This window comes from Pseudomonas sp. WHRI 8519 (genome assembly GCF_040224055.2).
Lineage (GTDB): Bacteria > Pseudomonadota > Gammaproteobacteria > Pseudomonadales > Pseudomonadaceae > Aquipseudomonas > Aquipseudomonas putida_X.
Window position 1 is genome coordinate 270678 of sequence record NZ_CP167996.1, and the last position, 23687, is coordinate 294364.

The window sequence follows — 23687 nt, forward strand, 5'->3', positions numbered from 1 at the left end:
GTGGTCGCCCGACGTGGCGCTGGGGTAGACTCGCAGCCCTTGTCCCGCGGCCAGTGATGCTTTCCCGATGCTTGAACAGTACGTCAAGAAGATCCTCACCTCGCGCGTCTACGACGTCGCTGTCGAAACCCCGCTGCACAGCGCCGGGCAACTGAGCAAGCGCCTGGGCAACCAGATCTGGCTCAAGCGTGAAGACCTGCAGCCGGTGTTCTCCTTCAAGATCCGTGGGGCGTACAACAAGCTGGCGCAACTGAGCCCGGAAGAACTGGCACGCGGCGTGGTTACCGCGTCGGCCGGCAACCATGCCCAGGGCCTGGCGTTGGCCGCGCGTGAGATGGGCATCAAGGCCACCATCGTGATGCCCAAGACCACGCCGGAGATCAAGGTCGAAGGCGTGCGTTCGCGGGGCGGCAAGGTTGTCTTGCATGGCGACTCGTTCCCAGAGGCGCTGGCCTACTCGCTGAAGCTGGTCGATGAGAAGGGCTTGGTCTATGTCCACCCTTACGACGACCCGCACACCATCGCCGGCCAAGGCACCGTGGCCATGGAGATCCTGCGCCAGCACCCTGGCCAGTTGGACGCGATCTTCGTGCCGGTGGGTGGTGGCGGCCTGATCGCCGGTATCGCGGCCTACGTGAAATACCTGCGCCCGGAAATCAAGGTCATCGGCGTCGAACCTGAAGACTCCAACTGCCTGCAGGCGGCCATGGCCGCTGGCGAGCGCGTGGTCCTGCCGCAGGTCGGGCTGTTTGCCGATGGTGTGGCGGTGGCGCAGATTGGCCAGCATACCTTCGATATCTGCCGGCTGTACGTGGATGACGTGATTACCGTCAGCACTGACGAGATCTGTGCGGCGATCAAGGATATCTACGACGATACCCGCTCGATCACCGAACCTGCTGGCGCGTTGGGTGTTGCCGGTATCAAGAAGTACGTGGAGCTCACCGGTGTCAGCGGGCAGACCCTGGTCGCTATCGATTCCGGCGCCAACGTCAACTTCGACCGCCTGCGCCATGTCGCCGAGCGCGCCGAGCTGGGCGAGAAGCGCGAAGCGATCATCGCGGTGACCATCCCCGAGCGCCCCGGTAGCTTCAAGGCCTTCTGCGAGGCCATCGGCAAGCGCCAGATCACCGAATTCAACTACCGCAAGCATACCTCCGACGAGGCCCACATCTTCGTTGGTGTGCAGACCCACCCAGAGAACGACCCGCGCGCTGCGCTGGTGCAACAGCTGACCGACCAGGGTTTCCCGGTCACCGACCTGACCGACAACGAACTCGCCAAGCTACACATCCGCCACATGGTCGGCGGCCATTCGGCCGGTGCCAGTGACGAGATCGTGCTGCGCTTCGAATTCCCTGAGCGGCCGGGGGCATTGTTCAACTTCCTCAACAAGCTGGGCGGGCGCTGGAATATCTCGATGTTCCACTACCGTAACCACGGCGCGGCTGACGGCCGTGTCGTCGCTGGGCTACAGGTGCCGGAAGACGAGCGCCACCTGGTGCCGGCAGCGCTGGCCAAGATCGGTTACCCGTATTGGGATGAAACCGAAAACCCGGCCTACCGGCTATTCCTGGGTTGAGCGGCTAAGCTTGGCTAACCACCCAAGGACGTGACGACATGGAACACCTGACCACCCTCAAGGCCCTGCACATCGTCGCCACCGCGCTGCTGCTTCTGGGGGCGCTGGGCTTGGCGATCTGGACTGTACGCGCCAGGCGCCAGGGCGATGCCGATGCCTACGGCAAGTTGCTGCGCCGGCCGCTGGTGTTCGTCTGGGTGTTGATGGGCGTGTGCCTGTTGAGCATGCCATTCACCGGCTGGTGGCTGGTGCACCTGGTGGGCTGGCCGTTGGGGCAGACCTGGGTGCTGGCTTCCAGCGTCCTCTATACGGTAGGTGCGTTTTCCGCATGGTGGCTGCTGGTGCGCCTGAATCGGCTGCGCAAGGCTGAGGTGGTGGGGTTGCGGTTTACCCTGGCCCTGGCGGTGTTCAGCGGGGTCTGCTTATTGTCCATTGCCGGCCTGATGGGCGCCAAACCGGTCTGAGCCGATGGGGCTGCTCGGCAGCCCCAACCCTTTCAATCCCGCAGGGAAATCACCGGCCAGCCGCGTCGTTCTGCCTCGCCCTGCAGGTTAGGGTCCGGGTCCACCGCCACCGCGTGCGTTACCCGCTCCAGCAAAGGCAGGTCATTCATCGAGTCGCTGTAGAAATAGCTGTCTTCCAGGTCGAAGCCGTTCTCCAGCATCCAGCGCTCCAGCCGCGTCACCTTGCCTTCACGGAAACACGGTATATCGGTACTGCGCCCTGTGTAGCGGCCATCCTGCATTTCACATTCGGTCGCCAGCAGCACCCGCACGCCCAGGCGGCGGGCAATCGGTGCGGTGACGAAGCGGTTGGTGGCCGTGATGATCACCAGCTGGTCGCCGGCATCGCGGTGCTGCTGCAGCAAGGCCAATGCCTTGGGCAGGATGATCGGCTCGATGCAGTCGCGCATGAAGTCGCGGTGCCATTGGTCAAGCTGCGCCGGCTCGGTCGCCGCAAGGATTTCCATGGAGAAGGCCAGGTAGGCCTGCAGGTCCAGGGTGCCGTTCAGGTAATCCTGGTAGAAGGCGTCGTTGCGGCGTTTATAGGCGATGGGGTCCAGAATGCCCCGTTCGCACAAATAATCACCCCAGGCGTGGTCACTGTCGCCACCAAGGAGGGTATTGTCCAGGTCGAATAAAGCCAGGCGCATTGCGGTTACTCGCGTCAGCCATAGGGAAGGCCCGCAGAATACGGAGTTTTCACCTCGCTGCACATAAGCGTGGCGGGCGCGTTGCTGCCCTCGCAAGCTTTGTGGAACAATGCGGTGACATGCGTTTGCGAGGTTGCTGCCGTGATCGACCCGGATGGTTTTCGCCCAAATGTCGGGATCATTCTCACGAATGATGCCGGGCAGGTGCTATGGGCTCGGCGGATCAACCAGGATGCCTGGCAATTCCCTCAGGGTGGTATCAACCCTGACGAGACGCCGGAAGATGCCCTGTACCGCGAGCTGAACGAAGAAGTTGGCCTTGAACGCGATGATGTGGAAATTCTTGCCTGCACCCGCGGCTGGTTGCGTTATCGTTTACCCCAGCGTCTGGTACGTACCCACAGCCAACCGCTGTGTATCGGCCAGAAGCAGAAATGGTTTTTACTGCGCCTGCTGAGCAATGAGCAACGGGTGCGGATGGACCTGACCGGCAAGCCCGAATTCGATGGCTGGCGCTGGGTCAGCTATTGGTACCCGCTGGGCCAGGTGGTGACCTTCAAGCGTGAAGTGTATCGCCGCGCCCTGAAAGAGCTAGCACCGCGTCTTTTGACGCGCGACTGACGACGGAGTTCGACCCCGAGCCATGCTCAATACGCTGCGCAAGATCGTCCAGGAAGTGAACTCCGCCAAAGATCTCAAGACGGCGTTGGGTATCATTGTCTTGCGCGTCAAGGAGGCCATGGGCAGCCAGGTCTGCTCGGTCTACCTGCTCGACCCGGAAACCAACCGCTTCGTGCTGATGGCCAGCGAAGGCCTCAACAAGCGTTCCATCGGCAAGGTCAGCATGGCCCCCAACGAAGGCCTGGTGGGTCTGGTCGGTACCCGGGAAGAGCCGCTGAACCTGGAAAACGCTGCCGATCACCCGCGTTACCGCTACTTCGCTGAAACGGGCGAGGAGCGTTTCGCGTCCTTCCTCGGTGCACCGATCATCCATCACCGTCGTGTGGTCGGCGTACTGGTCATTCAGCAGAAAGAACGCCGCCAGTTCGATGAGGGTGAAGAAGCGTTCCTGGTCACCATGAGTGCCCAGCTCGCCGGGGTCATCGCCCACGCCGAGGCCACCGGCTCGATTCGCGGCTTGGGCCGCCAGGGCAAGGGCATCCAGGAAGCGCGCTTCGTCGGCGTGCCAGGCTCGCCGGGTGCTGCCGTCGGGCGTGCCGTGGTCATGCTGCCGCCGGCCGACCTTGAGGTGGTGCCGGACAAGACGGTCGAAGACATCGACGCTGAACTCAAGCTGTTCAACAACGCCCTCGAAGGCGTGCGTGCCGATATGCGCAAGCTGTCGGCGAAGCTGGCCACCCAGCTGCGCCCTGAAGAACGCGCGCTGTTCGACGTGTACCTGATGATGCTGGAGGATGCAGCCCTTGGCGGTGAGGTGACGGACGTCATCAAGACCGGCCAGTGGGCCCAGGGCGCCTTGCGCCAGGTGGTAGGCGAGCACGTCAACCGCTTCGAACTGATGGACGACGACTACCTGCGCGAGCGCGCCTCGGACGTCAAAGACCTCGGCCGCCGTCTGCTGGCCTACCTCCAGCAAGCCCGTTCGCAATCGCTGGTGTATGCCGACAACACCATTCTGGTCAGCGAGGAGCTGACCCCGGCGATGCTGGGTGAGGTGCCCGAAGGCAAGCTGGTGGGCCTGGTCTCGGTGCTGGGCTCGGGCAACTCCCACGTCGCCATCCTGGCCCGTGCCATGGGTATCCCGACGGTGATGGGCCTGGTCGACCTGCCGTATTCCAAGGTCGACGGTATCGAGCTGATCGTCGATGGCTACAAGGGCGAGGTGTTCACCAACCCCAGCGATGTGCTGCGCAAGCAATACAGCGAGGTGGTCGAAGAAGAGCGTCAGCTGGCCCAGGGCCTGGATGCGCTGCGCGAACTGCCTTGCGTCACCCCGGACGGTCATCGCATGCCGCTGTGGGTCAACACCGGCCTGCTTGCCGACGTGGCCCGTGCCCAGCAGCGGGGCGCCGAAGGGGTGGGGCTGTACCGCACAGAAGTGCCGTTCATGATCAACCAGCGCTTCCCCAGCGAAAAAGAGCAGCTGGCCATCTATCGCGAACAGTTGGCGGCGTTTCACCCGCTGCCGGTGACCATGCGTACCCTCGACATCGGCGGGGACAAGGCGCTGTCGTACTTCCCGATCAAGGAAGAAAACCCATTCCTGGGCTGGCGCGGCATACGCGTGACGCTCGACCACCCGGAAATCTTCCTGGTCCAGACCCGCGCCATGCTCAAGGCCAGCGAAGGCCTGAACAACCTGCGCATTCTGCTGCCGATGATTTCCGGCATTCACGAACTCGAAGAAGCGCTGCACTTGATTCACCGCGCCTGGGGCGAGGTACGTGACGAAGGCACGGACGTGCCCATGCCACCTGTTGGCGTGATGGTCGAGATCCCGGCTGCGGTTTACCAGACCAAGGAGCTGGCGCGTCAGGTGGATTTCCTTTCCGTAGGCTCCAACGACCTGACCCAGTACCTGCTGGCGGTGGACCGCAACAACCCGCGGGTTGCCGACCTGTACGACTACTTGCACCCGGCAGTGCTGCAAGCCTTGAACACCGTGGTGCGTGATGCTCACGGCGAGGGCAAGCCCGTCAGTATCTGCGGCGAGATGGCCGGTGATCCGGCAGCAGCGGTGCTGTTGATGGCCATGGGCTTCGACAGCTTGTCGATGAACGCTACCAACCTGCCCAAGGTCAAGTGGATGCTGCGTCAGATCAACATGAGCAAGGCCAAGGAGCTGCTGGCCGATGCCCTGAGCCATGACAACCCGCAGGTTATCCACAGCTCGTTGCAATTGGCCCTGAAAAACCTGGGGCTGGCGCGGATGATCGGGCCAGAGGCCAACAAGACCCTCTGAATTCCAGGGCCGCTGTGCGGCCCCAGGGTCTCAGACCGAAAGCTCAACCTCCCCCAGGTGCCCACCAAACGGGCCGAAGCTGCGTTCTATCAGCCGTCTATTACCCTGATCATCCACGATCAGCACCGTACTGGCGCGTGTCCCATAGTTCTGGCTGGCAATGAACACACTCGACAGCAGCTTCTCGGTCGCCACGCCCACGCCAGTTTCCGGCAGCTCTGCTTCAGGCGCCGTTTCACCATCGGCCAGCAACGCCATCAAACCCTGCGGGGCCGCTGAATCCAGTACCCGTGCCAGCCCCTCGCGCGCCTTGATCAGCTTTGGCCATGGCGTGTCCAGCCCGGCATTGCAAAGCCCATAGACCCCAGCCGCCAGCAAGCGCGGCGCCGCGTCTCGGGCGTGCAGAAACCCCAGGCGCGCCCCATCGCCTACCAGCAGGTTGAACCCCGAGTACTGTTGGCTGCGGCTGGCGACCTGGTCCAGGTATGCCTCGACCCCAAGTTCACCTTGCAGGTAGGCCGCCACCAGCTCGCCGCGCGAGCGGGGGCCCAATGGCTGCCCGGGGTCGCGGATATTGGTCAGCGCAGCGAACCGCCCCTGCGGCCCCACGCCCAGCCAGGTACCACCGGCCTCCAGGTCACGCCCGGCATATACGCCGGGCGCATCTTCCCAGGGTGCCAGCGCCTGAGTGGGCCGGGCATAGAACTCGTCGCGGTTGGCCGCCACGATCAGCGGCAAGGCATGCCCTGGCCGCCAGGCGAATACGATCAGGCACATAGGTTGGGCCTCTGTGTTTTTTGCCACTGTACCCACAGCGGCGGTGCCGATCCATCCTGTCACAGAGTTCACTAGAGCCCCGAGCCCGCCTTCCGTTACCATGCCGGATTGTTTTGTCGGGGACGACGAATGGAGTTCGCACTCTATCTGCTTCTGGGCGCCTGTGCCGGTGTGCTGGCCGGGCTGTTCGGCGTGGGCGGTGGCATCATCATCGTGCCGGTGCTCGTGTTCAGCTTCACCTTGCAGGGCTTCGACGCTTCGGTGCTCACTCACCTGGCAGTCGGTACCTCGCTGGCCACCATCGTCTTCACTTCGATCAACGCCGTGCTCGAGCACCATCGCCGGGGTGCGGTGCAGTGGCCGGTCTTCGCCTGGATGACCGTGGGTATCTTGCTGGGCGCCGGGGTGGGCGCCAAGACGGCTTCGCTTATCCAGGGCCCGCTGTTGCAGAAGATCATCGGCGTGTTCGCCCTGATCATTGCCGCGCAGATGGCACTGGAGCTCAAGCCCAAGGCCAGCCGCGGCATTCCCGGCAAGCCCGCACTCATCGGCGCCGGTGGCGTGATCGGTTGGGCCTCGGCAATCTTCGGGATCGGCGGTGGTTCGTTGACCGTGCCATTCCTGACCTGGCGCAGCCTGCCGATGCAGCAGGCGGTCGCCACGTCTTCGGCCTGCGGCCTGCCGATTGCCGTGGCCAGCGCCCTGAGTTTCATGTGGCTGGGTTGGCACGATGAGCATCTGCCCGCCCATAGCGTGGGCTTCGTGTACCTGCCAGCGCTGGTCGGCATTGCCGTGACCAGCATGTTTTTCGCCCGCTTCGGCGCGCGGCTGGCGCACAAGTTGTCGCCCCGTCTGCTCAAGCGTTTGTTCGCCGCGCTGCTGTTTTGCGTAGGTCTGAGCTTTTTGATTTGAAACCAGAGGAATATCCATGCTGCCTTACCCGCAGATAGACCCCGTGGCCGTTGCGCTCGGGCCGCTGAAAATCCATTGGTACGGCCTGATGTACCTGATTGGCATTGGTGGCGCCTGGCTGCTCGCCTCGCGCCGGCTCAACCGTTTCGACCCCACCTGGTCGCGTGAAAAGCTCTCGGACCTGGTGTTCTGGTTGTCGATGGGGGTCATCGTCGGCGGGCGCTTGGGTTATGTGCTGTTCTACGACCTGCACGCCTACCTGGCCAACCCGACGTTGATCTTCGAGGTATGGAAGGGTGGCATGTCGTTCCACGGCGGCTTCATCGGTGTGATGCTGGCCGCCTTGTGGTTCGGCAAGCGCAACAACAAGTCGTTCTTCGAGCTGATGGACTTCGTCGCACCGCTGGTGCCGATTGGCCTGGGCGCAGGGCGTATCGGCAACTTCATCAACGCCGAACTGTGGGGCAAACCGACCGATGTGCCGTGGGCGATGATCTTCCCGCCGTTCAGCGACCCGGCCCAGCTGCCGCGCCACCCATCGCAGCTGTACCAGTTCGCCCTGGAAGGCGTGGCGTTGTTCGCCATCCTCTGGCTGTTCTCACGCAAGCCACGCCCAACCATGGCGGTGTCTGGGATGTTCGCGCTGTTCTACGGCATCTTCCGCTTCGTCGTCGAATTCGTCCGCGTGCCGGATGCCCAGCTGGGCTACATTGCCTGGGGCTGGCTGACCATGGGTCAGATACTCTGCATCCCGATGATTCTGGCCGGCCTCGGATTGATCTGGTGGGCTTATAATCGCAAACCCACGGCGAAACCCGCCATCTGATTCCCAACGGCAGGGGCGATCCCCCTGCCGTTATTGCTACAGGTAAGCCATGAAACAGTATCTGGACCTGGTCCGTGACGTCATCGAAAACGGCACTCTGCAGGAAAACCGCACGGGCATCCGCACCATTAGCCTGCCAGGCGCCATGCTGCGTTTCGACCTGCAGAAGGGCTTCCCGGCCATCACCACGCGCAAGCTGGCATTCAAGTCCGCCATCGGCGAGATGGTCGGCTTCCTGCGTGGCGTGAAGAACGCGGGTGAATTCCGTGAGCTGGGCTGCAAGGTGTGGGATCAGAACGCCAACGAGAACGCCCAGTGGTTGGCCAACCCGTTCCGCCAGGGCCATGACGACCTCGGCGAGATCTACGGTGTGCAGTGGCGCCAGTGGCCGGGTTACAAGCGCATCCCGCTGAGCAATCCGGCTGCGATCGAAATGGCCGAGAAAGCGGGCTTTCGCAGGATTGCCCAGGACGAGGAAGATGGCCAGGCGTTCGTCGTCCTGTACAAGGCCATCGACCAGGTGCGTCAGTGCCTGGACACCATCGCCAACGACCCGGGCAGCCGCCGCATCCTGTTCCACGGCTGGAACTGCGCGCAGCTGGACGAAATGGCGCTGCCGCCCTGCCATCTGCTGTACCAGTTCCACCCGAACGTGCAGACCAGGGAAATCTCACTGACGCTGTACATCCGCTCCAACGACTTGGGCCTGGGCACGCCGTTCAACCTCACCGAAGGTGCGGCGCTGCTGTCGCTGTTCGGCCGCCTGACCGGTTACACGCCGCGCTGGTTCACGTACTTCATTGGCGATGCCCATGTGTACGAAAACCATCTGGACATGCTCAATGAGCAACTCAAGCGTGAACCGCTGCAAGCGCCGAAGCTGGTGATCAGCAACCGCGTGCCTGCCTTTGCCGAGACGGGCAAGTATGAGCCTGAGTGGCTGGAGAAGATCGAACCGAGCGATTTCAGCCTGGAAGGCTATGAGCACCATGCACCGATGACGGCGCCAATGGCGGTCTGATTCACGCGAATGCCGAGGGCTGCACAGCAGCCCCCACGGCTTCAATGGCCGTGGCTGCGCCCCACGTGCGAATGCTCTGAATCCGGCACGGATACAGCCCCGTTCACTTCCAAACGCTGCAAGATCGCGCATTCCTCTCCCTGCTCACTGCACCGCCGGCGTAATTCCACCAGTTGCTCCTGCAATGCCACCAGTCCATCGATCCGCGCCTGCACGTGTTCGATATGTTCGTCGATCAACGCATTCACGCTGCCACATGAACCCGTCGGGCTGTCACGCAGGCGCAAAAGGCTGCGGATCTCGTCCAGGGTCATGTCCAAGGTGCGGCAGTTGCGGATGAAGGTCAGCCGCTCGACATGGGCTTGGGTATACAACCGGTAATTACCGTCGGTACGTGCAGGCTCCGGCAGCAGCTGTTCACGCTCGTAATAACGGATGGTCTCCACTGCACAGTCGGTGGCTTTGGCCAGTTCTCCGATTTTCATGGCGAATCTCCAACAGGTGGCTTGACCCTATAGTGGCTACAGGGTGTTCACTTGGCAACAGGTGCTCACTAAGGATGACCCCATGAACCAGCCTGTCAGCCACGAACACGTGCATGACCATGACCACGTCAACGCCAGTAAACGCCATTGCCACGACGCCCATGCACACAGTTGCTGCGGGTCCCGTGCGGCACCTGCGTTTGTGCAACTGAGCGAAAAGGCCAGTGGTCAGGCCCGTCTCAGCCGCTTTCGCATACAAGCCATGGACTGCCCGACAGAACAGACCCTGATCCAGGACAAGCTCGGCAAGCTGGCCGGCATCGAGCAGCTGGAGTTCAACCTGATCAACCGCGTACTGGGCGTGCGCCACACCCTGGAGGGCACTACTGAGATCGAGCGGGCCATCGAAAGCCTGGGTATGAAGGCAGAACCGCTGGCTGCAGAGGATGAGGGTGGCGCCTTTGCGCCAGCCAAGACTCGCTGGTGGCCATTGGCATTGTCCGGCGTCGCGGCGATCGCCGCCGAAATAATCCATTTCAGCGCCTTGGCGCCTGAGTGGGTGGTAGCCGCGCTGGCGCTGGCCGCGATCCTTGGCTGTGGCCTGGGCACCTACAAGAAGGGCTGGATTGCCCTGAAGAACCGCAACCTGAACATCAACGCGCTGATGAGCATTGCCGTGACCGGTGCCGTGCTGGTCGGCCAATGGCCTGAGGCGGCCATGGTCATGGTGCTGTTCACCCTCGCCGAACTGATCGAGGCGCGTTCACTTGACCGTGCACGCCATGCCATCAGTGGCCTGATGCAGCTTACGCCGGACATGGCCACGGTGCAGCAGGCTGACGGCCAATGGCGGGAGGCCCCGGTGCGCGATGTGGCGATCGGTGCCCTCGTGCGCGTGCGCCCCGGTGAGCGTATCGGCCTGGACGGGGAGGTGGTCAGTGGGCAATCCAGCGTCGATCAGGCGCCGATCACCGGCGAGAGCCTGCCCGTGGAAAAGGCCCCTGGCGACAAGTTGTTCGCCGGTACCATCAACCAGGCCGGCGCGCTCGAGTACCGGGTAACGGCCGTGGCGGGGCATTCCACATTGGCCCGTATCGTCAAGGCCGTGGAGGAGGCGCAGGGCGCCCGCGCGCCTACTCAACGTTTCGTCGATACCTTCTCGCGCATCTACACACCTGTGGTTTTCGCCCTGGCTTTGGCCGTAGCGCTCATCCCGCCGCTGCTGATGGCCGGCGCCTGGTTCGACTGGGTCTACCGCGCTTTGGTGCTGCTGGTGGTGGCCTGCCCCTGTGCCTTGGTGATTTCCACGCCGGTGACCATTGTAAGTGGCCTGGCGGCTGCGGCGCGCAAGGGGATCCTGATCAAAGGTGGCGTGTACCTGGAGGGGGGCCGCAAGCTGGATTTCCTGGCCCTGGACAAAACCGGCACCCTTACCCACGGCAAACCAGTGCAGACCGATACCAAGGTGCTCGACCCCTTGTTCGAAGGCCGCGCCCAGGCACTGGCGGCAAGCCTGGCCGAGCGCTCAGACCACCCGGTATCGGCTGCCATCGCTCAGTTCGCCAGGGCGCAGGGGCTTGAGCTGAGTGAGGTCAGCGGGTTCGCTGCCTTGGCCGGGCGGGGTGTGCGCGGTGATATCGATGGCGAAACCTATCACCTGGGCAACCATCGCCTGGTGGAAGAGCTGGGCTTGTGCTCACCGCAGCTCGAAGCGCAGCTGGACCAACTCGAGCGTCAAGGCAAGACGGTGGTGCTGTTGCTCGACCGCTCTGGCCCGTTGGCGCTGTTCGCCGTTGCCGACACGGTCAAGCACAGCAGCCGCGAGGCCATCGCCGACTTGCATGCGCTTGGCATCAAGACAGTCATGCTGACCGGCGACAATCCTCACACTGCCCAGGCCATCGCTGCCCAGGTCGGTATCGACCGCGCCGAAGGCAACCTGCTCCCTGCCGACAAACTGAGCACGATCGAGCAGCTCTACGCCCAGGGGCACCGGGTTGGCATGGTCGGTGATGGCATCAACGATGCGCCGGCGCTGGCCCGCGCCGAGATTGGTTTTGCCATGGCGGCTGCCGGTACCGACACCGCCATCGAGACCGCCGATGTGGCACTGATGGATGACGACTTGCGCAAAATCCCGGCCTTCGTCAGGCTGTCGCGGCAAAGTGCGGCGATCCTGAAGCAGAACATCGTTCTGGCGTTGGGTATCAAGGCCGTCTTCCTGGCGTTCACCTTTGCCGGCATGGCCACGTTGTGGATGGCAGTGTTCGCCGACATGGGCGTAAGCCTGCTGGTGGTGTTCAACGGTCTGCGCCTGTTGCGCAAGTAGCAGCGGCAAGCGGCAAGCGGCAAGCTGCAAGCGGCAAGCGGCAAGCTGATCGAGGTGGAATCGAGATCTATGAAACTACACAGTACTGCCTTAGCTTGCGGCTTGCAGCTTGGCGCTTGCCGCTGCGGAGCCCCGCAATGCTGAGTGCCGAGCTCAAAGCCTTCTACATGGTGGCCCGCCTGGGCAGCATCACCCTGGCGGCGAAGAAGCTTGGCCTGAGCCAGCCGACGGTGACCACCCAGATCCGCAACCTCGAAAGCCAGTACGCCGTGGAGCTGTTCTACCGCGGCGGGCGGCGCCTGGTGCTGAGCGAAGAGGGCGTGCGCCTGCTGCCGATGGTCAAGGCGCTGCTGCAACAGGAAGCCGACATCGAGTTCGAACTGCGCAACAGCGGCCATGCCCAAGGCAACCTGCGCATCGCTGCCACCGCGCCGTATTACATCCTCGATCTGGTGAAGATTTTCCGTGAGCGCTTGCCACAGGTGGGCGTGGCCGTGGAGATCGGCAATTCGCAGCAAGTGCTGGAGATGCTGGAAGACTACCGCGTCGATCTCGCCGCCTCCTCACAGTTGCTGGAAGATGCGCGCCTGGTCAGGCGGGTGCTGGGTACGGATCCGCTGGTAGTGGCGGTGCACCGCAATCACCCGCTGGCGCACCGTCAGGTGGTCTCGATCGAGGTGGTGGCAGGGCAATGCCTGCTGATGCGCGAAAAGGGCTCGACCACGCGCAAGCTCACCGAAGAAATGATGCAAGGCGCTGGGGTGAAGGCTGAAGCGATGCTGGAAATCGGCAGCCGCGAGTCGATCCGTGAGGCGGTGCTGCGTAATATCGGCATCAGCGTGATTGCCCGGCACGAGGTGCCGCACAATCCGGAGCTGCGGGTGCTGACCCTGGAAGACGCGCCGGTGATGCACGAGTACCTGTATTGCCTGAAAGAAAGACGCCAGGCCCGCTTGCCGGCAGCCTTCCTCGGGGTAGCGCAGGAAGTGGTGGGGTCGCAGTTCTAGCCAGCAACGCCACTACAAAATCTGCCTATACCACTATCGCCCGCTTTTGCCTCACCGCCACAGAACCTTCGCACAGCCTTCCTAGCATGGCCACATCTGCTCGATGAGGCTTTGCCATGAACCACGCCACCCCGGGCGCACACATGAAAGTGCGCGGTATTCACAAGCGCTTCGGCGCCTTCACGGCGCTGAACGATGTCTCCCTGGACGTCGCTGCGGGCGAACTGGTCTGCCTGCTCGGCCCCTCGGGCTGTGGCAAGACCACGCTGCTGCGCTGCATCGCCGGCCTCGAGCGCCAGGACCGTGGTGAGCTGTTCATTGGCGAGCGTGACATCTCCGAACTGCCGCCACAGGCGCGTGATTACGGCATCCTGTTCCAGTCCTACGCGCTGTTCCCCAACCTCACCGTCGAAGCCAACATCGCCTACGGGCTGACCGGCAGCGGCCGGGATGCAAGCCGCCAGCGTGTGGGCCAGATGCTTGAACTGGTCGGCCTGACCGGCAGCGAAAAAAAATACCCCGGCCAGCTATCCGGCGGCCAGCAGCAGCGCGTGGCCCTGGCCCGTGCGTTGGCGCCGTCGCCTTCGCTGTTGTTGCTCGATGAGCCGATGTCGGCTCTGGACGCGCGAGTGCGTGAGCACCTGTGCACCGAATTGCGCCAACTGCAGCGCCAATTGGGCATCACCACCCTGATGGTCACCCACAACCAGGACGAAGCCATGCTCATGGCTGACCACATTGCGGTGATGAACAACGGCCAGGTCGAGCAGTACGCCACGCCGCAGGAAATCTACGATCAGCCCGCCACACCCTTCGTCGCCGAATTCGTCGGGCAGGGCAACTGGCTGCCGTTCCAACGCACGGGCGACAGCTCCGCCCAGGTCGGCGGCATCAGCATGCGTCTGGCATCGGGGGCGCCGCGAGCCAGCAGTGGCCGGTTGTTCTGCCGCCCGGAGGCGATCACCGTCAACCCGGTGGTGCATGAGGAAAACCTGTTCCCGGCCAAGGTCCGCGAGATCACCTTCCTCGGCAACCGCTGCCGCATGAGCTTCGAGCTCCAGGCCTTGCCGGGCCACGCCCTGCTCGCCGAGCTGGCGCCAGAAGCCATGCCGCGTCTGGGCTCGCAGGACATCTGGGTGGCGCTGCCGCCGCAGAGCCTGCAGGTGTTTGCCTGAGATGGGCGCGTCAATGTCGCTGCCGCTCACCCGGGCCAGGCGCGGTGATGTCGCCTTGGGGGACCGCCTGTTCGTCGTCGGCGGCAAAAGCCTGCTGCTGTTCATGCTGCTGCTTGCGGTGCTGATGCCATTGCTGGCGATCTTCTGGCGTGGCTTCAGTGGCGATGCCGGCCAGGGTGGTGGCCTGCACGCGGCCCGTGAGCTGTTCGCCAGCGCGAATTTCCACTGGCTGCTCGGTAACAGCCTGTCGGTGGCCCTGACCGTTGCCGCGATCGTGATCCCGCTGGCCTACCTGTTCGCCTACGCCCTGCAACGCACGCTGATTCCGGCCAAGGGCCTGTGGCGGGGGATTTCGCTGTTGCCGTTACTGGCGCCTTCCATGCTGCCAGCCATTGCCCTGGTGTATCTGTTCGGCAACCAGGGCCTGCTGCGTGGGCTGCTCAGCGACAATATCTATGGCTTCTGGGGCATCGTCCTCGGTGAGGCCATCTACACCTTCCCGCATGCGCTGATGATCCTGCTGTCGGCCTTGTCGCTGGCCGATGCGCGGCTGTTCGACGCTGCTTCCAGCATGGGCGCCGGGTCGTGGCGGGCGTTTTGCAGCATCACCTGGCCGGCCACGCGCCAGGCCGTGTTCGCGGCCTTCTGCCTGGTGTTCACCCTGACCATCACCGATTTCGGTGTGCCGGTGGTTGTCGGTGGCGACTACCAGGTGCTGGCTCTGGAGGCTTACAAAGCGGTCGTGGGCCAGCAGCAATTTGGCCGCGGTGCATTGATCGGCATGGTGCTGCTGGTGCCGGCATTGCTCAGCTTCGCGGTGGACGCCTGGCTGCGTCGTCGCCAGGGCGAGTCCATGAACGGCCGCGCCCAGGTGTTCGAGCCCAAACCGTCGCGCGGCCGCGATGCCTGCTACCTGACCATCGTCGTGCTGGTGTGTGTGGCGCTGGTGGGGGTGATCGGCATGGCGGTGTACTCGTCGCTGGTGACCTTCTGGCCCTACAACATGACCCTGTCGTTCAAGCATTACATGTTCGAGGACACCGCAGGGGGCGGCTGGCTGGCGTATCGCAACAGCGTGACCATGGCCCTCGGCACCGCCCTGATCGGCAGCATCGTGATCTTCGCCGGTGCCTACCTGATGGAGAAAACCCCGGGGCAGCGCCTGCTCAATCAGGCACTGCGCCTGCTCAGCTTCATCCCCATGGCGGTGCCCGGGCTGGTGCTGGGCCTGGGTTACGTCTTCTTCTTCAACCTCAATGGCAACCCACTGCATGTGTTCTACGGCGGCATGGGGCTGTTGGTGGTATGCACCATCGCCCATTACCTGACCACCGCGCAGATGACCGCCACCACCGCGCTGCGCCAGCTCGATGGCGAGTTCGAGGCCGCCGCGCTGTCGCTCAAGGCACCGCTGTACAAGCACTTCGTGCGGGTCACCGTGCCGATCTGCCTGCCTGCGCTGCTGGACATCATCCGCTACCTGTTCGTCTCGGCGATGACCACCGTTTCGGCGGCGATTTTCCTGTATAGCCCGGACACCATCCTCGCCGCCGTCGCCGTGCTGAACATGGACGATGCCGGCAACGTGGGTGGCGCTGCCGCCATGTCGACCTTGATCCTGCTGACCAGCGCCGCTGCATCCCTGCTGCTGGCCGGTGCTTCCCGCGGCCTGCTGCGCCGCTCCCAGGCCTGGCGCCAGCGCGCGCCTGGCCATTGACCGACTGCCCACTCTGATAGGAACCGCATCATGTTCAAGCCCCTTGCACTTGCCGCTGCCGTATCCGCTGTATTCAGCCTGCAGGCCTCGGCCGCCAGCACGCAGCTGACCGTCTACACCGCCCTGGAAGCCGAGCAGCTCAGGAGCTACAAGCAGGCCTTCGAAAAGGCCAACCCGGACATCGAGATCAAGTGGGTGCGTGACTCCACCGGCATCATCACCGCCAAGCTGCTGGCCGAGAAAGACCGCCCGCAGGCCGATGCAGTGTGGGGGCTGGCGGCTTCCAGCCTGGCCATCCTCGACCAGAACGGCATGCTCGAAGCCTATGCACCGAAAGATCTGGGCAAGATCTCCGCGAACTACCGTGACGCGGCCAACCCGCCAGCCTGGGTCGGCATGGACGTTTGGGCCGCGACGATCTGCTTCAACACCATCGAGGCTCAGAAGCAGGGCCTGAGCAAGCCGGTGAGCTGGCAGGACCTGACCAAGCCGGAGTACAAGGGCAAGATCGTGATGCCGAACCCGGCGTCGTCCGGTACCGGCTTCCTGGATGTGAGCGCGTGGCTGCAGACCTTTGGCGAGCCGCAAGGCTGGGCTTACATGGACGCGCTGCACCAGAACATCGGCCAGTACGTCCATTCCGGCTCCAAGCCGTGCAAGCTGGCAGCGGCGGGCGAGTTCCCGATCGGTATATCGTTCGAGTACCCGGCCGTGCAGCTCAAGCGCCAGGGCGCACCTCTGGACATCGTCCTGCCGAAAGAAGGGCTAGGCTGGGAAATCGAGGCGACCGCGCTGATCAAGGGCTCGCCAAAGGTTGAAGCCGCCAAGCGTCTGGCCGACTTCTCGGCAAGCCCGGCGGCGATGGAGCTGTACAAGGAGAACTTCGCCGTGCTCGCCGCACCAGGCATTGCCAAACCGCAGACTGAACTCCCGGCCGACTATGAGCAGCGCCTGATCAAGAACGACTTTGCCTGGGCCTCGAAGAACCGTGACCAGATCCTGGCCGAGTGGCGCAAGCGCTATGATGGCAAGTCGGAGAAAGTAGCGCAGCAGTAACCCGGGGAAGCCTTTGGATGACCACGCCAGTCCAGATTATCGACCACACGTTTGCCCTGTATGACCGCCACGGCAGCGACGACTACATCGGCGAAGCCATCACCCAGCTGGAGCACATGTCCCAGGCTGCGCAATTGGCCATGGCCGAAGGCTTCGAGGACGACGTGGTGCTGGCCGCGTTCTTCCACGATATTGGCCACCTGTGTGGCGGTGAAGGCGACATGGGCGGTTATGGCGTGGTCAGCCACGAGCGCATCGGCGCTGAGTACCTGCGCCGTTGCGGTTTTGGCGAGCGCATGGCGCGGCTGGTGGAGTATCACGTCGAGGCCAAGCGTTATCTGACGCTGCGCAATCCAGGTTATTACACACTGCTGAGCGAGGCCAGTCGTCGGACGCTTGAATATCAGGGGGGCGTGATGACTGAAGCGCAGGCGGATGCCTTTGAGCGGGATCCGCTGTTCAGCGTGAGTTTGCGCATGCGGGAATGGGATGAGCGGGCCAAGGAGGTTGGCGTGCCAGTGATTGATCTGGCGGCATTGAAACGCAAGGCGTTGGCGTTGCTTCAAATGGATGCTGCCTGAGCGGGCCTCTTTGCGGGGCAAGCCTGCGAATAGGGCCTGCCAGGCACCCTCAAATCTGCAAAACCAGCGCCTCCAGCTGCTCCTGCCGCTCAGGCTGATTCACCCGCGCCCCAGGGTTGAGCGTGGACCACTGCGGATGTGCCCTGGCCTTGCTCAAGGCCTCGGGCAGCTTGCCTTCGCGCCAGGCCTTTTCATCCAGCTCACCGAGGCGAATGCTGTTCTGCGCCGCATGCCCGCGGCTGTCCAGCGCAACCATCAGCTGCTGCTGACGCAACGCCAGCAAGCGCAGCACGGTATCGTCCACGGTCAGTTCGCGCTGGCCCTTCAATTTCCCCAGCAATCTAGCGCCATAATTGCGCGCAGTCTGCAGCGCGCCTCCGGCAATGGCGCCGGCCAGGGCTGCAGCACCTAGCGTGATACCACCGACCAGCAAATCGACGCCTGCACCGGCCGCGGCACCCGCCGCCACGCCGCTGCCCAGGCGCACGCCGAGCAACTTCAGGGTTTCGGGGTTGAACAAGTCATCGCCCCAGCGCCCATCCAGCAACGGCAGGTCCCCGGCATTGGCATCCTCGCGGCGAAACGCATAGAGCTTGAGCAACGCCTCTACACAACGCTGCTCACGTTGGCGTACATCCTGGCGCAGCGCTTCGATAGCCTTGGCCTCGGCTGCCGGTTCGGCTGCAACGCTGCGCCGGCAAGCGGCGCAGTCCAGCAGCAACTCGGCGATCAGCCGCTTGCCGCTTTGCTGGCGAGCGAGGCGCTGCGCCTGTTGGTCGTCGATCAACCGCTGCAGCGCCGGGCGGGCGTCCTCCAGCAGCAAGGCCAGGCTTTCGTAAAGGCGACGTTCGCCGTCTTCCGGGGGCGCCACGCTGTCGAACCGCACCAGCGCATGCAGGCCCAGGCGGGCCAGGGCATCCCGCCATTCGGGTTCGCGATGCTGGCTGCTGGCGACGAAGTTGAGCACCGGCAACAGCGGTTTGCCGCAACTGGCCAGTACTTCCAGTTCATCGCGGTATTTGGCCAGCACCGGCTCGCGGGCGTCGATCACATACAGGCCGGCGTTGCTGGCCAGCAACTGGCGCAGCACCTTGGCCTCCTGCTCGAAGCGCTGGCGCGCCTCGCTGCCTTGCAGAAAGCGCTCCAGGCGTGCCGGGCCGTCGAGGCGCTCGCCCGGGCGCTCCAGGCGCTCCAGGTAATCGAGCAGGGCGATGGCATCTTCCAGGCCCGGGGTGTCGTAGAGTTCGAGCAGCGCTTGGCCGTCCACCGACAGGCGTGCGCCTTCGACGTGGCGGGTAGTGCTTGGGCGATGGGACACCTCGCCGAAGCCTACATCGCGGGTAAGCGTGCGCAGCAACGAGGTCTTGCCGACATTGGTGTGGCCGACCACGGCCAGTTTCAGCGGCTCAGTCATGGCCATGCTCCAGCCAGGTCAGCGGTGAGGTGTCAGCGTGAGGCAGGCCGAGGCGCTCCAGTGCTTCGTGCCAGTCGCCCAGGCGTTCGGCGTCCAGGGCCTGGCCGGGTGCCGCCTGCAGCAACCAGATGCGCGTGGCGCCGGCATTGCGTGCCAGTTCGGCCAGCAGCGCGAGGCTGCCACGGTCTGGCGAGCGGCGCGGGTCGCAGGCGATCGCCAGGCGCGCCGGGGGGAAGCGGCTGAGCTGTTCGAGCAGGCGCTTGCGCGACTCGCGGCTGTCGAGCACACCCGCGTCGGTCACGCCCTTGCTCAGGGCAGGGGGCCACGGGCGCTGGTCGTCCAGTTCCAGCCCGACCAACAGGGCGCCGCTGCTGCCGGAATCCAATTGGCCAGCCTGGAATTGGGGCAGGGAGTGGGGCGCCGTATCTTGCACGCCGATACGTTCGCTGCGCGGCATCAACGCTTCACGCAGTTGCGCATAGCCTGGCAGGCTGAGGTCCAGGGCCAGGCGTTGGCGGCCCTGGCGCCAGCGCCACAGGCACAGCCCGGCCAACAGCACACGGGGCAGCAAGCCATACACCAGCACCACGCCGAGCAGCCAGCTGGCCCACGCCTGGCGGGCGATGTCCAGGGCGGGCAGGGTATCGCCGCTGAGGCGGATCATGCTCTCGTCCGGCACGGCGAAGCCGAGCAGCGAGGGCAGGGCGCCGAGGGCCTGGGTCAGGTTGACGAAGGGGTCGGCAGCGAGCAGCGTGGTCTCCCAGACGAAGCCATAGCGCCGGGTGGCGAGCAGTGCCAGCAACAGCGCCAGCGCGCTGAGCATGGCCAGCGCCCACAAGCTGTGGACCAGCAGGCCAAGCAGCCAGCGGTTCAGGCGCTGGCGTTGCAGCAGCACCAGCAGCGCCGGGGCCAGGTGCGCGGCCTTGGCATCGCGGGCGAAGCGTTCGCTCAGCCACAACCACAGCCGCCCGAGGTTGGCGCCGTGTTCGCCGCTCAGCACCAGGCCTGCGGCCCATCCCAGCAGCATCAGCAGGTTCAGCCCGAGCAGGCTGCCCAGCGCCCAGAAGACGTTGACCGGGCGTTGCCCGTCGCCCAAGGCGGCAAAGGCCATGCCGGCGCCACTGACGACGGCCAGCAGCGTCAACGCCAGCAGCGCCAGGCGTGCGCCTTGCTTCCAGCGCTGCAAGGCGGTGCTGATGCCATCGCGTTCCGCCAGGAACATTGCGCGTGCTTCGATGCGCGCGGCCAGGTCGCCCCCGTGCTGGCGGGCGTGGCGGTTGGCTTCCTGGTCTTCCAGGGGGCCGGCGTGTTCCTCGCGCAGGCGTATCGCTTCGGTGAGCCAGCGCTTGTCCAGTGGAGTCGGTCCAGTCACAAGGTCTTCCATTGCACGGTTCAGGGCGCAAGCATAACCCACTGCGGGTTTGCTATCCTCGCCGGCATGACTACCTCACTCCCTCTCAGCCTGATTGCGGCGCTCGCCGAGAACCGCGTGATCGGCATCGACAACTCCATGCCCTGGCACTTGCCGGGGGACTTCAAGTACTTCAAGGCCACCACCTTGGGCAAGCCGATCATCATGGGCCGCAAGACCTGGGATTCGCTCGGCCGGCCATTGCCAGGGCGCCTGAACCTGGTGGTCAGCCGCCAGCCGGGCCTGGTGCTGGCCGGCGCCGAAGTGTTCGCCTCGCTGGAAGATGCGCTGTTGCGCGCTGAACAGTGGGCGCGTGAGCAAGGCGTCGATGAGCTGATGCTGATCGGCGGCGCGCAGTTGTATACCCAGGCGTTGGACAAAGGCCTGGTCAGCCGCATGTACCTGACCCGGGTGGAACTGGAGCCGCAAGGCGATGCCTGGTTCCCCGAGTTCGACAAGGGGCAATGGCGGCTGGCTTCGAGTGAGCCGCAGGCCGAACCGGACACGCCTGCTTATCACTTCGAGGTGTGGAACAAGCGTGGTTGAAAGGGGGGCTGCAGCAGCGGCCCGCCTTCATTTCAGGAGTGGCTCAGCTCGGCGTGCTCATCGCCGGCCAGCACATCCTTGTCGGTTTCTTTGAGCAGTTGGCTGGTCACCACGCCCGCCGTCATCGACCCGTTCACGTTCAGCGCCGTGCGGCCCATGTCGATCAGCGGCTCGACTGAAATCAGCAGCGCCACCAGTTCCACTGGCAGGCCCATGGCCGGCAGTACGATCAGCGCCGCGAAGGTCGCACCACCGCCCACACCGGCAACGCCCGCTGAGCTCAGGGTGACGATCGCCACCAGGGTCGCGACCCACAGCGGGTCGAACGTATCGATGCCTACGGCCGGGGCTACCATTACCGCCAACATTGCCGGGTACAGGCCGGCGCAGCCGTTCTGGCCGATGGTGGTGCCGAACGATGCGCTGAAGCTGGCGATCGACTGCGGCACGCCCAGGCGGCGGGTTTGCGCTTCGATGTTCAGCGGGATGCTGGCGGCGCTGGAGCGGCTGGTGAAGGCGAAGGTCAGCACTGGCCAGACCTTGCGGAAGAAGCGCAGCGGGCTGACGCCGGTGGCGGCGAGGATGATGCCGTGCACCACGAACATCAGGCCCAGGCCGATGTACGACACCACCACGAAGCTGCCCAGTTTGAGGATGTCATCCAGGTTGGAGCTGGCCACGACCTTGGTCATCAGCGCCAGCACGCCATAGGGGGTGAGCTTCATCACCACGCGCACCAGGCGCATCACCCAGGCTTGCAGGGTGTCGATGGCCGACAAGGCCCGCTGACCCTTATCGGCATCATCCTTGATCAGCTGCAACGCGGCCAGCCCGACGAACACGGCGAAGATCACCACGCTGATGATCGAGGTCGGTTTGGCCCGCGCCAGGTCGCCTACCGGGTTGCTGGGGATGAACGACAGCAGCAATTGCGGGATGTTGAGGTCGGCGACCTTGCCCGCGTAATCGCTGTGGATAACGTGCATGCGTGCACTTTCCTGGGCACCGGCGACCAGGCCTTCGGCGCTCAGGCCGAACAGGTTGGTCAGGACGATGCCGATCAGCGCAGCGATGGCGGTGGTCAGCAGCAGGGTGCCGATGCTCAGCACGCTGATGCGGCCCAGTGAAGAGGCATTGTGCAGGCGGGCCACGGCGCTGAGGATCGAGGCGAAGATCAGCGGCATGACGATCATCTGCAGCAAGCCGACGTAGCCGTTACCGACCAGGTCGAGCCAGCCGATGGTGGCTTTGAGGACCGGGTGGCCTGCACCGTAGATCGTGTGCAGCACCAAGCCGAAACCTACGCCCAGTGCCAGGCCCAGCAGGACTTTCTTGGCCAGGCTCCAGTCAGTATGGCGAGTTTGCGCCAGGCCCAGCAGCAAGGCCAGGAACACCAGCAGGTTGAGAGACAGCGGCAGGTTCATTGAAGCTCCAGGAAAAAGCAGAAGAGGCATCGCCTCTGTGAGCGATTGCGAACGGAAATGCTAACAGCCTGAAAACAAACGAATTTATACCCAAAAGTAATTGGATTAGTCGTTTATGGAATAACAGGCTGTCGCTAATAGCAATGAACACGACGTTTACCATTGTGTGAACGTCGTAGTGAAAGGGGGCACGGGTGGATTGTTGGTCTAGTTTTTCCCGGTCACTTCAGGAGATTGATATATGAAGTTTGCTCCGAAAGCCTGGGCCATCGGTTTGTCCCTGCTGTTCAGTATCGAAAGCGGAGCCACCGAGCTCAAGCATTGGCCAGCCGAGGCGGCCAAGCAGCTCGACGCGATGATCGCCGCCAATGCCAACAAGGGTAACTACGCGGTGTTCGACATGGACAACACCAGCTACCGCTACGACCTTGAAGAAGCCTTGCTGCCGTTCATGGAGAACAAGGGCCTGCTGAGCCGTGAAAAGCTCGACCCTTCACTCAAGCTGATCCCGTTCAAAGACACCGCACAGCACAAGGAAAGCCTGTTCAGTTATTACTATCGCCTGTGCGAAATCGACGACATGGTCTGCTACCCGTGGGTGGCTCAGGTGTTCTCGGGCTTCACACTGAAAGAGCTGAAAGTGCAGGTCGATGAGTTGATGGCGTCTGCCAAACCTATCCCCAGCACCTACTTTGACGGGGACCAGGTAAAAGCCATCGAGGTGCAACCACCCAAGGTCTTCACCGGCCAGGCCGAGCTTTACAACAAACTGATGGAAAATGGCATCGAGGTGTATGTCATTTCGGCCGCCTCCGAAGAGCTGGTACGCATGGTGGCGTCCGACTCCAAGTATGGCTACAACGTGAAACCGCAGAACGTCATAGGCGTCAGCCTGCTGCTCAAGGACCGTACCAACGGCCACTTGACCACCGCACGCAAGCAGATCAGTGAAGGCAAATACGATGCGACGGCCAACGCTGGCCTGGAACTGACCCCCTACCTATGGACGCCGGCGACATGGATGGCGGGCAAGCAAGCGGCGATCCTCACCTACATCGATGAGTGGAAGAAGCCGGTGCTGGTGGGGGGGGATACCCCGACCAGTGATGGCTACATGCAATTTCATGGAGTGGACGTTGGCAAGGGCGGCATCCACCTGTGGATAAACCGCAAGGCCAAGTACATGGACCAGTTGAACGGGATGATCGCCAAAAACGCGGCGGCCCAGGCCAAGGCGGGGTTGCCGGTGACAGCAGACAAGAATTGGGTGGTGGTCACACCGGAGCAGATTCAGTAGGCCATTGGGGCTGTGCAACGCCTCGCCGGCAGGCCAGCGCCCCATACCTGT

The 23687-nt window shown here is 63.7% G+C and carries 21 protein-coding genes; 15 read left to right on the forward strand and 6 right to left on the reverse strand.

Going from position 1 to position 23687, the window contains the following annotated elements:
* Positions 1-67: 67 nt before the first annotated feature.
* Positions 68-1582 carry a threonine ammonia-lyase, biosynthetic gene (gene ilvA, locus ABRP30_RS01315; RefSeq protein WP_349975917.1) on the forward strand — a complete coding sequence of 505 codons (1515 nt, stop codon included), beginning with the start codon at positions 68-70 and terminating at the stop codon, positions 1580-1582.
* A 38-nt stretch (positions 1583-1620) separates the two neighbouring features.
* On the forward strand, positions 1621-2046 hold the full coding sequence (locus ABRP30_RS01320) for a DUF2269 domain-containing protein (RefSeq protein WP_267820248.1): 426 nt from the start codon (positions 1621-1623) through the stop codon (positions 2044-2046).
* A gap of 32 nt (positions 2047-2078) precedes the next feature.
* Here ABRP30_RS01320 and ABRP30_RS01325 read toward each other — a convergent pair whose 3' ends face one another.
* On the reverse strand, positions 2079-2735 hold the full coding sequence (locus tag ABRP30_RS01325; protein ID WP_267820250.1) for an HAD family phosphatase: 657 nt from the start codon (positions 2733-2735) through the stop codon (positions 2079-2081).
* 141 nt (positions 2736-2876) lie between these two features.
* Between ABRP30_RS01325 and ABRP30_RS01330 the strand changes: the two genes are divergently transcribed.
* Together ABRP30_RS01330 and ptsP are read left to right on the forward strand one after the other, a co-directional pair.
* A complete protein-coding gene (locus ABRP30_RS01330; protein WP_012054016.1) occupies positions 2877-3356 on the forward strand; it encodes an RNA pyrophosphohydrolase in 480 nt (159 codons plus the stop codon).
* Between the two features lie 22 nt (positions 3357-3378).
* On the forward strand, positions 3379-5658 hold the full coding sequence (gene ptsP / locus ABRP30_RS01335; RefSeq protein WP_241805049.1) for a phosphoenolpyruvate--protein phosphotransferase: 2280 nt from the start codon (positions 3379-3381) through the stop codon (positions 5656-5658).
* 30 nt (positions 5659-5688) lie between these two features.
* Here ptsP and ABRP30_RS01340 read toward each other — a convergent pair whose 3' ends face one another.
* The gene (locus tag ABRP30_RS01340) at positions 5689-6435 is read right to left on the reverse strand and encodes an NRDE family protein (protein ID WP_349975918.1); all 747 of its coding nucleotides are present in this window, start codon (positions 6433-6435) and stop codon (positions 5689-5691) included.
* Between the two features lie 129 nt (positions 6436-6564).
* Between ABRP30_RS01340 and ABRP30_RS01345 the strand changes: the two genes are divergently transcribed.
* Genes ABRP30_RS01345 through ABRP30_RS01355 form a run of 3 tightly spaced genes read left to right on the forward strand, consistent with a single transcriptional unit; the run spans position 6565 to position 9194 of the window.
* A complete protein-coding gene (locus ABRP30_RS01345; RefSeq protein WP_349975919.1) occupies positions 6565-7347 on the forward strand; it encodes a sulfite exporter TauE/SafE family protein in 783 nt (260 codons plus the stop codon).
* A gap of 16 nt (positions 7348-7363) precedes the next feature.
* Positions 7364-8173 (forward strand): prolipoprotein diacylglyceryl transferase, encoded by an 810-nt coding sequence (gene lgt / locus ABRP30_RS01350; protein WP_241805052.1) that lies wholly within the window; start codon positions 7364-7366, stop codon positions 8171-8173.
* A gap of 49 nt (positions 8174-8222) precedes the next feature.
* Complete coding sequence (locus tag ABRP30_RS01355) at positions 8223-9194, forward strand: thymidylate synthase (RefSeq protein WP_267820256.1); 972 nt, start codon at positions 8223-8225, stop codon at positions 9192-9194.
* A gap of 41 nt (positions 9195-9235) precedes the next feature.
* On the opposite strand, the gene cadR is transcribed toward ABRP30_RS01355, so the two are convergent.
* Positions 9236-9679 carry a cadmium resistance transcriptional regulator CadR gene (gene cadR / locus ABRP30_RS01360; RefSeq protein WP_241805054.1) on the reverse strand — a complete coding sequence of 148 codons (444 nt, stop codon included), beginning with the start codon at positions 9677-9679 and terminating at the stop codon, positions 9236-9238.
* Between the two features lie 82 nt (positions 9680-9761).
* On the opposite strand from cadR, the gene ABRP30_RS01365 reads away from it, so the two are divergent.
* The 6 genes from ABRP30_RS01365 to ABRP30_RS01390 all read left to right on the forward strand — a co-directional run bounded on the left by ABRP30_RS01365 (position 9762) and on the right by ABRP30_RS01390 (position 17544).
* Positions 9762-12008 (forward strand): heavy metal translocating P-type ATPase, encoded by a 2247-nt coding sequence (locus ABRP30_RS01365; protein WP_349975920.1) that lies wholly within the window; start codon positions 9762-9764, stop codon positions 12006-12008.
* Between the two features lie 137 nt (positions 12009-12145).
* A complete protein-coding gene (locus ABRP30_RS01370) occupies positions 12146-13015 on the forward strand; it encodes a LysR family transcriptional regulator (RefSeq protein WP_349975921.1) in 870 nt (289 codons plus the stop codon).
* 116 nt (positions 13016-13131) lie between these two features.
* The gene (locus tag ABRP30_RS01375; RefSeq protein WP_349975922.1) at positions 13132-14190 is read left to right on the forward strand and encodes a putative 2-aminoethylphosphonate ABC transporter ATP-binding protein; all 1059 of its coding nucleotides are present in this window, start codon (positions 13132-13134) and stop codon (positions 14188-14190) included.
* Between the two features lies 1 nt (position 14191).
* Positions 14192-15907 (forward strand): putative 2-aminoethylphosphonate ABC transporter permease subunit, encoded by a 1716-nt coding sequence (locus ABRP30_RS01380; protein WP_349975923.1) that lies wholly within the window; start codon positions 14192-14194, stop codon positions 15905-15907.
* Between the two features lie 30 nt (positions 15908-15937).
* Positions 15938-16963 (forward strand): putative 2-aminoethylphosphonate ABC transporter substrate-binding protein, encoded by a 1026-nt coding sequence (locus ABRP30_RS01385; protein WP_267820265.1) that lies wholly within the window; start codon positions 15938-15940, stop codon positions 16961-16963.
* A gap of 17 nt (positions 16964-16980) precedes the next feature.
* Positions 16981-17544 carry a phosphonate degradation HD-domain oxygenase gene (locus ABRP30_RS01390; RefSeq protein ID WP_349975924.1) on the forward strand — a complete coding sequence of 188 codons (564 nt, stop codon included), beginning with the start codon at positions 16981-16983 and terminating at the stop codon, positions 17542-17544.
* Positions 17545-17593: 49 nt separating this feature from the next.
* Here the strand turns inward: ABRP30_RS01390 and ABRP30_RS01395 are convergent, their stop codons facing one another.
* Positions 17594-18958 carry a GTPase/DUF3482 domain-containing protein gene (locus tag ABRP30_RS01395; protein WP_349975925.1) on the reverse strand — a complete coding sequence of 455 codons (1365 nt, stop codon included), beginning with the start codon at positions 18956-18958 and terminating at the stop codon, positions 17594-17596.
* Positions 18951-20342 (reverse strand): DUF2868 domain-containing protein, encoded by a 1392-nt coding sequence (locus tag ABRP30_RS01400; protein WP_349975926.1) that lies wholly within the window; start codon positions 20340-20342, stop codon positions 18951-18953. Before ABRP30_RS01400 ends, ABRP30_RS01395 begins: the two co-directional genes overlap by 8 nt.
* Positions 20343-20396: 54 nt before the next feature.
* On the opposite strand from ABRP30_RS01400, the gene ABRP30_RS01405 reads away from it, so the two are divergent.
* Complete coding sequence (locus ABRP30_RS01405; protein ID WP_349975927.1) at positions 20397-20915, forward strand: dihydrofolate reductase; 519 nt, start codon at positions 20397-20399, stop codon at positions 20913-20915.
* A gap of 32 nt (positions 20916-20947) precedes the next feature.
* Here the strand turns inward: ABRP30_RS01405 and ABRP30_RS01410 are convergent, their stop codons facing one another.
* A complete protein-coding gene (locus tag ABRP30_RS01410) occupies positions 20948-22339 on the reverse strand; it encodes an L-cystine transporter (protein WP_349975928.1) in 1392 nt (463 codons plus the stop codon).
* A 241-nt stretch (positions 22340-22580) separates the two neighbouring features.
* Here ABRP30_RS01410 and ABRP30_RS01415 point away from each other — a divergent pair, with 241 nt between their 5' ends.
* Positions 22581-23636, forward strand: coding sequence for a haloacid dehalogenase-like hydrolase (locus tag ABRP30_RS01415; protein WP_349975929.1), 1056 nt, complete (start codon positions 22581-22583; stop codon positions 23634-23636).
* Positions 23637-23687: the final 51 nt, after the last annotated feature.